This window comes from Streptomyces sp. NBC_01224, assembly GCF_036002945.1.
Taxonomy (GTDB): Bacteria; Actinomycetota; Actinomycetes; order Streptomycetales; family Streptomycetaceae; genus Streptomyces.
Window position 1 is genome coordinate 1,260,004 of sequence record NZ_CP108529.1, and the last position, 15,908, is coordinate 1,275,911.

A 15,908-nucleotide genomic window follows, 5' to 3' on the forward strand; every position below is an offset into this window, starting at 1 on the left:
CTGGAGACGACCGGTCAGGAAATGCCGAACTTCTTGCCGAGCAGCTCGAACATCTCGTCGTCGGAGGCCGCTTCGATCTGTTCACCGACCGGTGCGGCCGGTGTCTCCTGCAGCTGTGCGAGCAGTGTCTGTATGCGCCGCACCACCCTGGTCCGTCCTTCGTCGTGCGGCGCGACCGTGGCCAGGGCGGCTTCCATCCGGTCCAGCTCCTCGATCACGGACACGGCCACGGTCTCGCCATCGGGTACGAGCTGCTCCCGCAGGAACGCGGCCAGTTTCACCGGGGTCGGGTAGTCGAACGCGAGCGTGACCGGCAGCCGCAGCCCGGTCCTGGCGCCGATCCGGTTGCGCAGTTCCACAGCGGTGACGGAGTCGAATCCGACCTCACGGAAGGCCCGTTTGACGCTGACGGCCTCCGGCCCGGGGAACCCGAGCACGGCGGCGACCTGCTCGCGTACCGCTTCCAGCAGTACGGCGTCCCGCTCGGCGTCGTCGAGCCCGGCGAGGCGCTGTGCCAGGGCGGACGGCTCCTCGGCGCCGTCGCCGGCCGGGCCGTTGCCCTCCTGCGCGATCCGGCGCACCTCGGGCACGTCGCCGAGCAGCGGGCTGGGCCGGGTCGCGGTGAAGGCGACGAAGAAGCGTTCCCAGTCGATGTCGGCGATCAGGACACAGGTGGCGTCGTGTTCCACCGCCTGCCGCATCGCGCCGGCCGCGGCTTCGGGGTCCATCTCGCGCAGGCCGTGCCGGTTCAGTACGTCTCCGAACGCCCCTTCGGCCATTCCGCCGCCGCCCCAGGCGCCCCAGGCGATGGAGGTGGCCACCAGGCCCTGGGCTCTGCGCTGTTGGGCCAGGGCGTCCAGGAAGGCGTTCCCCGGCGCGTAGTTGCCCTGCCCCGGCGTGCCGACGATGCCGCCGAACGAGGAGAACAGGACGAACGCCGAAAGCGTGATGTCCCGGGTCAGCTCGTCCAGATTCTGCGCGGCCCTGGCCTTGGCGTGCAGGGCCCGGCCCAGTTGGTCAGGGGTGAGGGCGTCGAGCAGCCCGTCGTCGAGCGCGGCGGCGGTGTGCACGACGGAGGTCAGCGGGTATGCGTCGGGTATCGCGGCGAGCAGGTCCGCCAGGGCGTCACGGTCGCCGGCGTCGCAGGCGGCGACCGTGACCTGGGCGCCGAGTGCGGTCAGTTCGTCGCGCAGTGCGGCCGCTCCCGGGGCGTCGGGGCCCCGGCGGCTGACCAGCAGCAGGTGCTCGGCGCCGTCGCCGGCCAGCCGGCGGGCGACGTGGCCGCCGAGGGCTCCGGTCCCGCCGGTGATGAGCGTGGTGCCCGTACGGTCCCAGGTCCGGGACCCGGCGGCCGCGCCGAGGCGGGCCCGGTTCAGCCGGCGTACGAACGTCCCGGAGGGCCGTATCGCCAGCTGGTCCTCGTCCCCCGCACCGCCGAGCGCACCGCTGAGCATCGCTGCCGTGCGCGCGTCCAGTGTTGGGGGCAGGTCGATGAGACCGCCCCACCGGTCGGGGTGCTCCAGTGCGGCGACCCGGCCCATGCCCCAGGCCATGGCCTGCTCGGCACCGGCGAGCGGATCGGCGGGCCCCACCTGGACCGCGCCTCGTGTGGCGCACCACAGCGGCGCGGGCACCCCGGCCTCTCCCAGCGCCTGGAGCAGGGCGACGGTGGCAGCGTAGCCACGCGGCACGTCGGGGAAGTCGGCGTGCGGCGCGCGGTCCAGGGTGAGCAGCGACAGGACGCCCTCGATGCCGGAGGGCAGGTCGTGGTCGGCGAACAGACCGCGGTGCAGTGCGCCGGCGTCGACCGTGACGGAGTAGGTCTCGGCACCGTGGGCGGCCAGGGCCGCGAGGCACGCCAGGACCAGTTCGTCCTTGGCGTGGCTCTCGGGGACGATCACCAGCCAGTGCCCGGAGAGACGGCTCGCGGAGGACTCGGGCATCGGGCGCCAGGCCACTTCGTAGCGCCAGTCGTCGACGGTGGAGAGCTCGCGGCTGCGTCGGCGCCAGGAGGACAGGGCGGGCAGCATCGCTCCCAGAGCGGAGCGGGCTTCTTCGCCTCCTTCGAGGGCGAGGGTGTCGGCCAGGAAGCCGATGTCCTCCTGTTCGATGGCGCTCCAGAACTGCGCGTCGGCCACGGACAGCTCACCGGCGGAGCCGGCGGGTGCGTCCATGACCGGGCGCAGATCATCGATCCAGTAGCGCTGCCGCTGGAAGGGGTAGGTGGGCAGGTCCAGGTGGGTGGGGGCATGCCCGGCGAACAGGGTCTTCCAGTCGAGGTCGACTCCGTGCGCGTGGGCTTCGGCGAGGGAGGTCATGAAACGGCGGGACTCGTCCTCGTCCCGTCGCAACGTCCCCAGAGCCACCGCATCACTCCCCGCCGCCTCGAACGTCTCCTGCAACCCGACCGCAAGCACCGGATGCGGACTGACCTCGACGAACACCCCATGCCCGGCCCCCAGCAGAACCCGAGTCGTCTCCTCCAGACGCACCGTCCCCCGCAAATTCGTGTACCAGTACTCCGCATCCATCCCCGCCGTGTCCAACAACCCACCCGTCACCGTCGAATACAACGGCACCCCCGAAACCCGCGGCACCACCCCCGACAACACATCCAGCAACCGCTCACGAATCCGCTCCACATGAGCACTGTGCGACGCGTAATCAACATCAATACGCTTGGCCCGCACCCCCTCACCCCGGCACACCACCACCAACTCGTCCAACGCATCACCATCACCCGACACAACCACCGACGACGGCCCATTCACCGCCGCCACCGACAACCGCCCACCCCACCCCGCAAGCCGCGCCTCCACCCGACCCGCCGACTCCGCCACCGACACCATCCCGCCCAGACCCGACAACTCCAAAATCGCCCGACTCCGCAACGCCACCACCCGCGCACCGTCCTCCAAGGACAACCCACCCGCCACACACACCGCCGCAATCTCCCCCTGCGAATGCCCCATCACCGCCGCAGGCACCACACCCGCCGCACGCCACACCTCGGCAAGCGACACCATCACCGCCCACAACACCGGCTGCACCACATCAACCCGATCCAACCCAGGCACACCCGACTCACCACGCAACACACCCAACAACGACCACCCCGTGAACGGCTCCAACGCCGCACCACACTCAGCCAACCGCTCCGCAAACACCGACGAGGACTCCAACAACCCCGCAGCCATACCCACCCACTGCGACCCCTGCCCCGGAAACACGAACACCGGGCGGGTGGACCGGGTGGCGACGGCCTGCGTCACGTCCGATGACTCGCGCCCTTCGGCGAGGGCCGTGAGGGCGGCGGTGTAGTCGCCGGTGGCGTCGGCCATGAGGGCGGCACGGTGGCTGAACCTCGTCCGGCGGACGGCGAGCGTGTATCCGACATCGGTCGTGGAGGTGTCCGGGTGCCGTGCCAGGTGGGCCTGGAGCTGCCGAGCCTGCTCCCGCAGGGCCTGTTCAGTGCGGGCGGAGACGACCAGGGGCGGCTTCGCACCGTCCAGCGGCGTGTGGATCGCCGGGGTGCCGTCCTCCTGCTCCTGCTCCTCGGCCGGGGGGGCCTGCTCGATGATGGCGTGCGCGTTGGTGCCGCTGACGCCGAAGGAGGACACCCCTCCGCGGCGCGGCTGCCCGGTCGCCGGCCAGGGTGCGGGTTCGGCGACCAGGGCCATGCCCCCGTCGGTCCAGTCGATGAGCGTGGTCGGGTTCTCCACGTGGAGGGTGGGCGGCAGCACTCCGCGCTGCACCGCCAGCACCATCTTGATCAGCCCGGCGGCACCGGCAGCGGCCTGGGTGTGGCCAATGTTCGACTTGACCGAGCCGAGCCACACCGGACGGCCTTCCGGGCGGTCCTTCCCGTACGTGGCGGCGAGCGCCTGGACCTCGATGGGGTCGCCCAGGGTGGTACCGGTGCCATGCGCCTCGACGAGGTCGACCTGGGCGGGTGACAGCCGTGCGTCGGCGAGCGCCTGGCGGATGACGCGCTGCTGGGCGGGGCCGTTGGGCGCGGTCAGCCCGTTGCTCGCACCGTCCTGGTTGATGGCGGAGCCGCGTACGACGGCCAGGACCGGATGACCGTTGCGCCGGGCGTCGGAGAGCCTCTCCACGAGGAACATGCCGACCCCTTCGCCCCAGCCGGTGCCGTCCGCGTCGGCGGAGAAAGCCTTGCAGCGGCCGCTGGCCGACAGTCCGCGCTGACGGCTGAACTCGGTGAAAGCACCGGGGCTGGACATCAGGGTGACGCCGCCCACGAGCGCCATCGAGCACTCGTCCCTGCGCAGGGACTGGCAGGCCATGTGCAGGGCCACCAGCGAGGACGAGCACGCGGTGTCGATGGTGACGGCCGGCCCGTTGAAACCGAAGGTGTAGGCGACACGGCCGGAGGCGACGCTGCTGGTATTGCCCACGCCGAGGTAGATCTCGGTGCCCTCCGGCGGAACGAAGACCGTACTGCCGTAACCCTGATAGGACGTGCCGACGAAGACACCGGTCTGTGTGCCGCGCAGGGACGCCATGTCGATGCCGGCCCGTTCCACGGCTTCCCACGACGCCTCCAGGACCAGGCGCTGCTGCGGGTCCATCGCCAGTGCCTCGCGCGGGCTGATCCCGAAGAACTCCGGATCGAAGTCCGGTATGTCGTAAACGAATCCGCCTTCGAGCGTGTAGGTGCGGGCCGGGTCGTCGGGATCGCGGAAGAACAGTCCCTCGAAGTCCCAGCCCCGGTCCTCGGGGAACGGGGACAGGGCGTCGACCTGCGACATCATGACCTGCCACAGATCCTCGGGGGCGCGTACACCGCCTGGGAAACGGCAGCTCATCGCCGTGATCGCGATGGGGTCGTTGTCCTTCTCCTCGGCAGCGCGCAGCTTGCCCCTGGTCTCCTGGAGGTCAGCGGTCACCCGCCGCAGGAAATAGCGCAGCTTGTCGTCGTCGGTCATGGCCTGGGTCCCCCCTCGGAGCGGTTCGTCCGGATGCGGTCGGCTGTTCACGAGATACCGAACTCCTTGCCGAGGAAGTCGAAGATTTCTTCGTCGCTGGCGGTGTCGAGGTCCTGCGGCGGCACGGCCGGTTCGGCCGCCACCCGGATGTCGCCCCAGTTGGCGAGCATGGCGTTGAGCCGCAGGGTGATCCTCGTGCGCCGGTCGTCGTCGGTGCCGACGGAGCCGAGCAGGGCTTCCAGACGGTCGATCCCGGCGAGCACCGGCGCGTCGGCCGCGCCAGTGTCGGGGACGACCTCGGCGCGCAGGTGGGCCGCCAGTTCCGTCGGTGTCGGGTAGTCGAAGACGAGCGTCGCGGGCAGCCGCAGTCCGGTGGCGGCGTTGAGCCGGTTACGCAGGTCGACGGCGATGAGCGAGTCGAATCCGAGCTTCTTGAACGCCATGTCCGGCTCCACCGCGTCGGCGGAGGCGTGCCCGAGAACGGCGGCCGCGTGGGTACGCACCAGGTCCAGGACCACGCGGTCGCGGTCCTCCTCGGACAGCCCGGCCAGGCGCTGCGCCAGTCCGACTCCCCCGGTGCCCGTGCCGTCCGTGTCGGCGGCACGCGGCGCGGCCGCGCGGACCAGCTTGCGCATCAGGGGCGGCAGCGCGCCGGCTGCCGCCTGGGCGCGGAGAGCCGCGAAGTCCAGCCGGACCGGCAGCAGCAGCGCGTCGTCGGACGCCGTGGCGAGGTCGAACAGGGCGAGTCCCTCCTCGGAGGAGAGCCCGGCGACACCGCCCCCGCTCATCCGGCGCACCTCCGCGTCGCTGAGGTGCCCGGTCATGCCGCTGGCCTGCGCCCAGAACCCCCAGGCAAGGGTGGTGGCGGGAAGGCCGGTGGCCCTGCGGTGGTGGGCGAGCGCGTCCTGATAGGCGTTGGCCGCCGCGTAGTTGCCCTGCCCGGAGCTGCCGAGGGTGCCGGCGGCCGAGGAGAACATCACGAATGCCGACAGGCCGCTGTCGCGGGTGAGGTCGTGGAGGTTCACCGCTGCGTCGACCTTGGGCCGCAGCACCGCGTCCATCCGGGCACCGGTGAGGGAGGTGATGACCCCGTCGTCGAGGACACCTGCCGCGTGGACGACGGCGGTGAGCGGATGGGCGTCATCGATGGTGCCGAGCGCCCGGGCCAGTTGGTCCCGGTCCGCCGCGTCACAGGCGACGGCGCGTGCTTCGGCGCCGGCGTCCCGCAGTCCGGCCAGGAGTTCGCCAGCACCCTCGGCCGCTTCGCCCCGCCGGCTCAGCAGGAGCAGGTGGCGTACGCCGTGGTGGGTGACCAGGTGGCGGGCGAGCAGGCTACCCAGGGTGCCCGTACCCCCGGTGACCAGGACCGTCCCTCCGCCGTCGAAGGCGGCACCGGTGACGGGGTCCGCCGCAGGTGCCGTACGTACCAGGCGGGGCAGCAGTACCGAGCCGTCCCGCAGGGCGAGTTGTGTCTCCGGCAGGGCCAGGGCCCCGGGCAGTGCGTGCCAGGAGGCCTCGCTGTCGTCGGAGTCGATCAGGACGAACCGGTCGGGGTGCTCGGACTGCGCCGAGCGGACGAGTCCCCAGACCGGTGCCGTGGCCAGGCCGCCGACGCTGTCGCCGGGGGTGGCCGCCACCGCGTTCGAGGTGTGTATCACCAGCCGGGTGGTGGCGAGGCGTTCGTCGTCCAGCCAGCCCTGGAGCAGGAGGAGTGCCTCGCGGGCGGCGGTGTGCGCCCCGGCGGCCGCGTCGTCCGTCTCGGGAGCCCCGAGACTGGCGACCACGGTGTCCGGCAGTGGCCTGCCTGCGTCGACGGCCGCGAGGAGCTCGTCGAGGCCGGTGTACCCGTCGGCGTGGACGCCGGCCGCGGACAGCGGCGCGGGGTCGGCGCCCAGAACCGCCCAGGGGGCGGTGGGGGCGGGCTCGGCGGGTGCCTCGGGCGCGGGCTCCCAGGAGAGCCGGAAGAGGGAGTCGCTCTCCTCCCGCGTGGCGGTCTTCAGCTGCTGGGGGTCGACCGGCCGCATGTCGAGGGCGTCGACCGAGGCGACGGGCGCCCCGGTGCCGTCGGCCAGCTGGAACGCGATGCCGTTCGCACCGCTCGGGGAGAGCCGGGCCCGCAGGACGGATGCCCCGGTCGCGTACACGCTCACACCGCGCCAGGCGAACGGGAGCCGCGGCTTGCCGGCGTCCTCCCCGCGTCCCTGGCCGGGGCCGAACGTACCGAGTCCCATCGCCTGGAGCGCGGCGTCGAACAAGGCGGGGTGCAGGGCGAATCCGGCGGCTTCGGCGCGGCCGTCCTCGGGGAGCGCCACCTCCGCGTAGATGTCCTCGCCGGACTGCCAGGCGGAACGCAGGCCCTGGAACATCGGCCCGTATCCGAAGCCGAGCGCAGCGGCCTGTTCGTACACGCCGTCGAGTTCGATTTCCGTGGCTCCGGCGGGGGGCCACGCGGAGAGGTCGAACGGTGTGCCGGACGGGGTGCGGGTGGCGAGCACACCGGTGGCGTGCCGCCGCCAGGGCGTTTCCGTGAGGCCGCCGCCCTCGGCCGGCAGGTCCGCCGGGCGGGAGTGGACGGTCAGCGGCCGGCGGCCGGTCGCGTCCGGTGCGCCGACGACCAACTGCACTTGCATGGCGCCGCGTTCCTGCAGTACGAGCGGCGCCTCGAGGGTGAGTTCCTCCACGAGGTCGCAGCCGACCTGCTGCGCTGCTCGCAGTGCCATCTCCACGAAGCCGGTACCCGGCAGCAGGATCGTTTCCATGACGACGTGGTCGCCGATCCAGTGCTGGGTCCGCGCCGAGAGCCGACCGGTGAACAGATAGCCGTCGGCGTCGGCCAGGGCCACCCCGGCTGCGAGCATCGGGTGATCGGCGGCGCCGAGTCCGATCGAGGCCGGGTCGCCGGACGTGCTGGTCCGGATCGGCAGCCAGTACCGCTGGTTCTGGAAGGCGTACGTGGGCAGCTCGGCCCGGCGGACGTCACGGCCCGCGAAGAGCGCGGTCCAGTCGAGGGGGACTCCGTGCACGTGAGCGGTGGTGAGCGAGGCCAGGAACCGGTCGGGGCCACCTTCGTCGCGACGCAGCGAGCCGAGAACGGCACCGTTGACGGCCCCGTCGTCGAGGGTCTCCTGCAGTCCTACGGCCAGGACGGGGTGCGGGCTGATCTCGACGAACACCCGGTGGCCCGCGTCGAGCAGGACCCGGGTGGTCTCCTCCAGGCGGACCGTCCGGCGGAGATTGGTGTACCAGTACTCGGCGTCCATGCCCGCGGTGTCCAGGAGTTCGCCCGTGACCGTCGAGTACAGGGGCACCTGCGAAGTACGCGGAGCCACCTCGGAGAGCATGGCGACCAGGCGGTCGTGGATACGCTCCACGTGCGCGCTGTGCGACGCGTAGTCGACGTCGATGCGCTTCGCGCGGACGCCTTCGGTCATACAGGCGGCGAGCAGTTCGTCCAGGGCGTCGGCGTCGCCGGAAACGACCACGGAGGACGGGCCGTTGACGGCCGCGACGGACAGGCGCCCGTCCCAGGGCGTGAGCCGCGCACGTACCTTCTCCGACGGCTCCGGTACGGAGACCATGCCGCCCAGGCCCGACAGTTCCAGGATCGCCCTGCTGCGCAGCGCCACCACGCGGGCGGCGTCGTCCAGGGTCAGCGCGCCGGCGACGCAGGCCGCGGCGATCTCACCCTGCGAGTGGCCGACGACGGCGGCGGGCTCGACACCGGCGGCACGCCACACCTCGGCGAGCGAGACCATGACGGCCCACAGAGCGGGCTGGACCACGTCGACGCGGTCGAGTCCGGGGGCGTCCGGCGCCCCGTGCAGCACGTCGAGCAGCGACCAGTCGGTGTGGTCCGACAAGGCGGTGGCACACTCACGGATCCGCTCGGCGAACACCGGGCTGCTGTCCAGGAGTCCGCGTGCCATGCCGGCCCATTGCGCACCCTGGCCGGGGAAGGCGAAGACGACCTTGGGCTCCTCCCCGGGGGCGACGGCCTGTGCGAGGCCGGGGGCTCCGGTGCCGTCCGCGAGGGCGGCGAGCGCGTGCAGGAGGTCGTCCCTGCCGGTCGCGACGACTGCCGCCCGGTGTCCGAAGCGGGTCCGGGTCGTGGCCAGCGACCAGCCGATGTCGGCCAGGACCGCGTCATCGTGGGTCAGCAGGTGGCGGTGCAGGCGTCCGGCCTGCTCGCGCAGGGCTTCCGCCGAGGTGCCGGAGAGTACGAACGGTACGGCCGGCGCTCCGAGGAAGGAATCGCCGCCCGCCGCGGGGGCGGCCTCCGGGTCCTGGGGGGCCTGTTCGAGGACGACGTGGGCGTTGGTGCCGCTGATGCCGAAGGAGGAGACGGCGGAGCGGCGCGGCCTGCCGGTATCGGGCCACGGCACCGCCTTCTGGAGCAGGGACACCGCTCCTGCGGACCAGTCCACATGGGTGGTGGGCTCGTCCAGGTGGAGGCTCCGCGGCACCGTTCCCTGCCGCATCGCCAGGACCATCTTGATGATCCCGGAGACGCCCGCGGCTGCCTGTGAGTGGCCGATGTTGGACTTGATGGAGCCCAGCAGCACGGGCAGGTCGGCGGGCCGGTCCCGGCCGTAGGTGGCCAGGACGGCCTGTGCCTCGATGGGGTCGCCCAGCGGCGTTCCGGTGCCGTGCGCCTCGACGACGTCGATGTCCTGGGTGGTGAGCCCGGCGTTGGCCAGGGTCTGCCGGATGACGCGCTGCTGCGAGGGGCCGTTGGGCGCGGTCAGACCGTTGCTGGCACCGTCCTGGTTGATCGCGGAGCCTCGGACCACTGCCAGGACCGGGTGACCGTTGGCCTGGGCGTCGGACAGCCGTTCGACGAGCAGGACGCCGACGCCTTCGCTCCAGCCGGTGCCGTCCGCGGATTCGGAGAAGGCACGGCAGCGGCCGTCGGAGGCGAGGCCGCCCTGTCCGCTGAGTCCGGCGAACCCGGCCGGGGTGGCCATGACCATGACGCCGCCCGCCAGTGCCATCGAGCACTCGCCGTTGCGCAGTGCCTGGGCTGCCAGGTGCAGTGCCACCAGGGACGACGAGCAGGCGGTGTCCACGGTGAGGGCGGGGCCCTCCAGGCCGAGCGTGTAGGACACCCGGCCGGAGATGACGCTGGCGGTGGTGCCGGTCAGGATGTAGCCCGCGTTGTTGTCCTCGGCCTGTTGCAGCAGGCCGGTGTAGTCCTGGCCGCTGGAGCCGACGAAGACGCCGGTGCGGGTGCCACGCAGGCTGGTCGGGGCGATGCCCGCCGCTTCGACGGCTTCCCAGGAGGATTCCAGGAGCAGCCTCTGCTGCGGGTCCATCGCAATGGCCTCGCGCGGCGATATGCCGAAGAACGCCGGGTCGAAGTCGCCCGGAGCGGTGAGGAATCCGCCGGTGAGCCCTTCGATTTCCCAGCCCCGTGAGGACGGGACCTCCGTGATCGCGTCGCGGCCTTCGTCCACCAGGCGCCACAGGTCCTCGGGCGTCTCGACGCCTCCGGGCAGCCGGCAGCTCATGCCGATGATGGCGATGGGTTCACCGCTGTCCACGGAGCCGGCCAGCGGCGCGTCACCACTGCCGGCGGGTACGAGGCCGGCGACCAGTTCGTTGACGTGGTCGGCGAGCGCGGCGGGGGTCGGATAGTCGAAGACCAGGGTCGAGGGCAGCCGCAGCCCGGTGACCAGGTTCATCCGGTTGCGCATCTCGATCGCGGTGAGCGAGTCGAAGCCCAGGTCGCTGAAGGCCCGCTGGGCTCCGATCTCGTCGTGCTCCGAGTAACCCAGGACGGCGGACGCCTGGGTACGGACCAGATCGAGTACGGCGGCCGCGCGACCGGCCTCGTCGAGAGGAGCGAGCAGCTGCGCGAGAGCCGTCCCGGTGGAGCCCGGGCCCGCGCCGCTGCTCGCGGCGGGGCGCGCGGGGAGCCGTACCAGGCCGCGCAGCAGAGGCGGAACGGCTTCGATGGAACCGGCTCCGCGTGCCCCGGACACATCGAGGGGGGCCGGTACGAGCAGTGCGTCGTCCAGGTCGCGGGTGGCGTCGAAGAGGGCCAGGCCCTGCGCGGACTCCATGGAGCCGACGCCGGAACGGCCGATGCGGCTCAGCTGCGTGTCGTCGAGGTTCGCGGCCATGCCACTGCGGTCGGCCCACAGTCCCCAGGCCAGCGAGGTGGCCGGCAGTCCGCGTGCCCGGCGGTGCTGGGCGAGCGAGTCGAGGAAGACGTTGGCCGCGGCGTAGTTGCCCTGTCCGGCGCCGCCGAGGGTGGCGGCGACCGACGAGAACAGGACGAAGGCGCGGAGGTCCAGGTCCTGGGTGAGCTCGTGCAGCGTGACCGCCGCGTCCACTTTGGGACGTAGTACGGCGGTGATGCGCTGGGGTGTCAGGGCGGGGAGCACGCCGTCGTCCGTAATGCCCGCGGCGTGCACGACCGCGGTCAGCGGGTGCTCGGCGGGAATCGTGGTCAGCAGGGCGGCGAGCTGCGCGCGGTCGGCGACGTCACAGGCGGCGACGGTGACGGCGGCACCCAGAGCGGCCAGTTCGGCCTCCAGCTCGGCGGCCCCCTCCGCCGACGGTCCGCGCCTGCTGACGAGGAGCAGGTGGCGGATGCCGTAGGCGGTCACCAGGTGACGGGCGAACAGCTTGCCGAGGGTGCCGGTGGCACCGGTCATCAGCACGGTGCCGGCCGGGTCGGCGAAGGGGGTACCCGGCGTGTCCGCGGCCTGCGTCCCGACCCGGGCGAGCCGTGGCACCCGCACCTGGCCGGCCCGGACGGCGAACTGCGGTTCGCCGTCGGCCAGCGCCTGGGGAAGCGCGCGGTGCGAGGCGGGCAGTCCGTCGATGTCGGCCAGGATGAACCTGCCCGGGTTCTCCGACTGTGCCGAGCGGACGAGGCCCCATACGGTCGCCTGCGCGACGTCCTCGACCTCGTCCTCGGCGGTGGCGGCGACGGCACCGCGGGTGATGAGGACGACGCGGGTGTACGCGAACCTTTCGTCCTCGAGCAGGATCTGGGCGAGCGCCAGCACGCGGGCGACCGCGCCGTGCGCCGCCTCGACCGTGTCGGTGCCCGGTTCGGTCACGCACGGGACGAGGAGGGTTTCCGGAGCGGCAAGACCCTCGTCGACCGCTGCGCCGAGTTCGTACAGGTCGGGGAACCGGCCGCCGGACGGCAGACCGAAGTCGCTGTCGCCCAGGACGATCCAGCCGCTGGTGTCGGGTGCGGTCCCGGTGCCCTGGGCGACCGGCCAGTCGATCCTGAACAGCGAGTCGTGGTGGGGGCTGCGAGAGGTGTTGAGCTGCTCCGCCGAGACCGGGCGCAGCACGGTCGCCCCGACGGAGGCGACGGGCGCCCCGCTCTCGTCGGCGAGCGCGACGGACACGGTGTCGGTTCCGGTGGGCGAGAGCCGCACCCGGAGCGCCGAGGCGCCGGTGGCGTACAGGGATACGCCGGTCCAGGAGAACGGCAGCCGTTCCTGACCCGGGCCGCCCTCGTCCCCGTTGCCCAGCATGGCCCGTGAGTGCATCGCGGCGTCGAACAGGGCGGGGTGCAGGCCGAACCGCTGGGCCTCGGCGGCGGGTTCCTCGGGAAGGCGGACTTCGGCGAAGACGTCGTCGCCGCGCCGCCAGACGCTCTTCAGGCCCTGGAAGGCGGGCCCGTAGCCGTAGTTGGCGGCTTCGAGCTGAGCGTAGAAGTCGTCCATGGGCACCTGGACGGCGTCCCGGGGCGGCCACTGGGCGAAGGCGGCCCAGTCGGGGGCTGTGGCCTGGCCGGGGGCCAGCAGTCCGCCGGCGTTGCGGTTCCAGGTCTCCTCGCCTTCCTCACCGTCCGGGCGGGAGTACACGTACAGCGGGCGGTGCCCGGTGTCATCGGGTGCCCCTACCGTCATCTGGACGGCGATGCCGCCCTCTTCGGGAAGGATGAGCGGTGCTTCGAGGTTGAGTTCGACGAGCTGGCCGCAGCCGACCTGGTCGCCGGCGTGGACGGCCAGTTCCACGAATGCGGTGCCGGGCAGCAGGGCGGTGCCCAGGACGGTGTGGTCGGCCAGCCAGGGGTGCGTCCCCAGCGAGAGCCTGCCGGTGAACAGCATGCCGTCGCCGTCGGCCAGGGTGACCGCGGCGCTGAGCAGCGGGTGTTCGGCCGCGCGCAGGCCCATGGCGGTGGCGTCGCCGGCCCAGGCGGCGGACAGCTTCGGCCAGAAGCGCTTGCGCTGGAAGGCGTAGGTGGGCAGCGCGGTGTTCCGCGCGCCGGTCCCGTCGTAGAACGCGTGCCAGTCCGGTCCGCTGCCGTGTATGTGCAGTTCGGCGAGGGCGGTGATCAGCGACCGGCCCTCGGGGCGGTCGGTGCGCAGGGCGGGGAGGAAGACGGGCTCGTCGGCTCCGGCTGCGGTCTCCGTCAGGGCCTCCTGGCCCATGGCGCTCAGTACGCCGCCGGGGCCGATCTCGAGGAAGGCGGTGACGCCGTGGTCGAGGAGTGTCCGGATTCCGTCGTGGAAGCGGACGGCCTCGCGGACGTGGCGCACCCAGTAGCCGGGGTCGGTGATCTCCTTGGCGCCGATGAGGGCACCGGTCACGTTGGACACGATCGGCAGTTCGGGGGCGCGGAACCGGATCGTCCCGGCGAAGACGCGGAACTCGTCGAGCATCGCGTCCATGTGTGCCGAGTGGAACGCGTGGCTGACCCGCAGCCGCTTGGTCTTGCGCGCTTGTGCCTCGAAGTGCGCGGCGATCTCCAGGACGGCGTCCTCGTCACCCGAAATGACCACGGCGCTGGGCCCGTTGAGCGCGGCAATCGAAACGCCTGTACGCAGCAGGGGCTGCACCTCGTCCTCGGTGGCCTGGAGCGAGACCATCGCCCCGCCTCCGGGTAGGGCCTGCATCAGCCGTCCGCGGGCCGCCACCAGGGCGGCGGCGTCCTCCAGGGACAGCACGCCCGCCGCGTGGGCGGCCGACAGCTCGCCGATGGAGTGGCCGAGCAGGTAGTCCGGCCGGATGCCCCAGGAAGTGACGAGGCGGAACAGAGCGGTCTCCACGGCGAACAGGCCGGCCTGTGTGAAGACGGTCCGGTCGATCAGCCTCGCGGCGGCCTCGTCGGCGGAGTCCGTGGCAAGGACGATGTCCTTGACCGGCCGGTCCAGGTGCCGGTCCAGCTCGGCGCACACGGCGTCGAACGCCTTGGCGAACACCGGGAACGCCTCGTACAGTCCACGGCCCATTCCGGGCCGTTGCGAACCCTGCCCGGAGAAGAGGAGGCCGAGCCGGCCGTTCTCCGTGGCGACGCCGCGTGCCTGTCCCTGGGCCGGAGTGCCGGAGACGAGCGCGCGCATACCACTGAGGAGACTCTCGCGGGTCTCGCCGACGACGACGGCCCGGTGGTCGAGGGCCGCGCGGCCGGTGGCGAGCGAGAAGGCCAGGTCCAGAGGGGTCGCCTCGGAGGTCTCCGCGTGCGACAGCACGTGGGCCGCCTGGCCGAGCATCGCCTCCTCGGTCTTCCCGGACACCGTCCAGACGAGCGTCGGCAGCGCGTCGCCCTGCTCGGCCTGCTCGGCCTGCGCGGTCGCCTCGGGGCTCGGGGCCTCTTCGATGACCGTGTGGGCGTTCGTACCGCTCATGCCGAACGAGGAGATGCCGAATCGCTTCGGCCGGCCCGTCTCCGGCCAGTCCGTCTGCTCGGTCAGCAACTGGACAGCACCGGCCGACCAGTCGACGTGCGGGGTGGGCTCGTCGATGTGCAGCGTCTTCGGCAGCGTGCCGTGGCGCATCGCCTCGACCATTTTGATGATGCCGGCGACGCCGGCAGCGGCCTGGGTGTGGCCGAGGTTCGACTTGACCGAGCCGAGCAGGACCGGGTGGCCGGCCTGCCGGTTCTGGCCGTACGTGGCGAGCAGTGCTTGCGCCTCGATCGGGTCACCGAGCGTCGTACCCGTGCCGTGGGCCTCGACCGCGTCGACCTGGTCGGCGGTGAGCCCGGCGTTCGCCAGCGCCTCCTGGATGACGCGCTGCTGGGAGGGACCGTTGGGGGCTGTGAGGCCGTTGCTCGCACCGTCCTGGTTCACGGCGGAGCCGCGGACGACGGCCAGGACCTCGTGTCCGTTGCGGCGGGCGTCCGACAGTTTCTCCAGCAGCAGCAGACCGGCGCCCTCGGCCCAGCCGGTGCCGTCGGCGGCCTTGGCGAAGGCCTTGCAGCGGCCGTCGGTGGACAGCCCGCGCTGTCGGCTGAACTCGATGAAGGCACCGGGGGTCGACATGACCGTCACACCGCCGGCCAGCGCCAGCGAGCACTCGCCCTGCCGCAGTGCGTGCGCGGCCAGGTGCAGGGCGACGAGCGACGACGAGCACGCGGTGTCCACGGTGACGGCCGGGCCTTCGAGACCGAACGTGTAGGACACGCGTCCCGAGACCACACTGGCCGCCGTGCCCGTCAGGCCGTACCCCTCGACGCTTTCCGGGGAGAACTGCAGCAGGGAGGCGTAGTCCTGGCCGCTGGAACCGGCGAATACGCCGACCCGTGCGCCGGACAGCGACAGCGGGTCGATGCCCGCCCGCTCGAACGCCTCCCACGACGTTTCGAGGAGCAGCCGCTGCTGCGGGTCCATGGACAGGGCCTCGCGGGGGCTGATGCCGAACAGGCCGGAGTCGAACTCCGCGACGCCGTCGACGAAACCACCCGACCGGACGTAGGACGTGCCGGACTGTTCGGGGTCGGCGTCGTAGATCCGTCCGGTGTCCCAACCGCGGTCGTCCGGGAACGGCGACATCGCATCCCTACCTGCGGCGACCAGGTTCCACAGGTCCTCAGGGCTCGCGACACCGCCGGGGAACCGGCAGCTCATCGCAACGATCGCGATGGGCTCCTGCTCGCCGGCCTCTACCTCACGAAGGCGCTGCCGGGTCTGGTGGAGGTCGGCCGTCACCCGCTTGAGGTACTCGAGGAGCTTGTCGTCAGCCACCATTACCGCTAACCCCTTTGCATAG

General features: G+C 72.2%; 2 protein-coding genes. Both read right to left on the reverse strand.

Annotated elements, in window-relative coordinates; genetic code table 11:
• Window positions 1-14: 14 nt before the first annotated feature.
• Window positions 15-4,997: a type I polyketide synthase gene (locus tag OG609_RS05470; RefSeq protein WP_442817938.1), complete on the reverse strand. Its 4,983-nt coding sequence runs from the start codon at window positions 4,995-4,997 to the stop codon at window positions 15-17.
• On the reverse strand, window positions 4,994-15,886 hold the full coding sequence (locus OG609_RS05475) for a type I polyketide synthase (RefSeq protein ID WP_327271744.1): 10,893 nt from the start codon (window positions 15,884-15,886) through the stop codon (window positions 4,994-4,996). Before OG609_RS05475 ends, OG609_RS05470 begins: the two co-directional genes overlap by 4 nt.
• Window positions 15,887-15,908 lie beyond the last annotated feature (22 nt).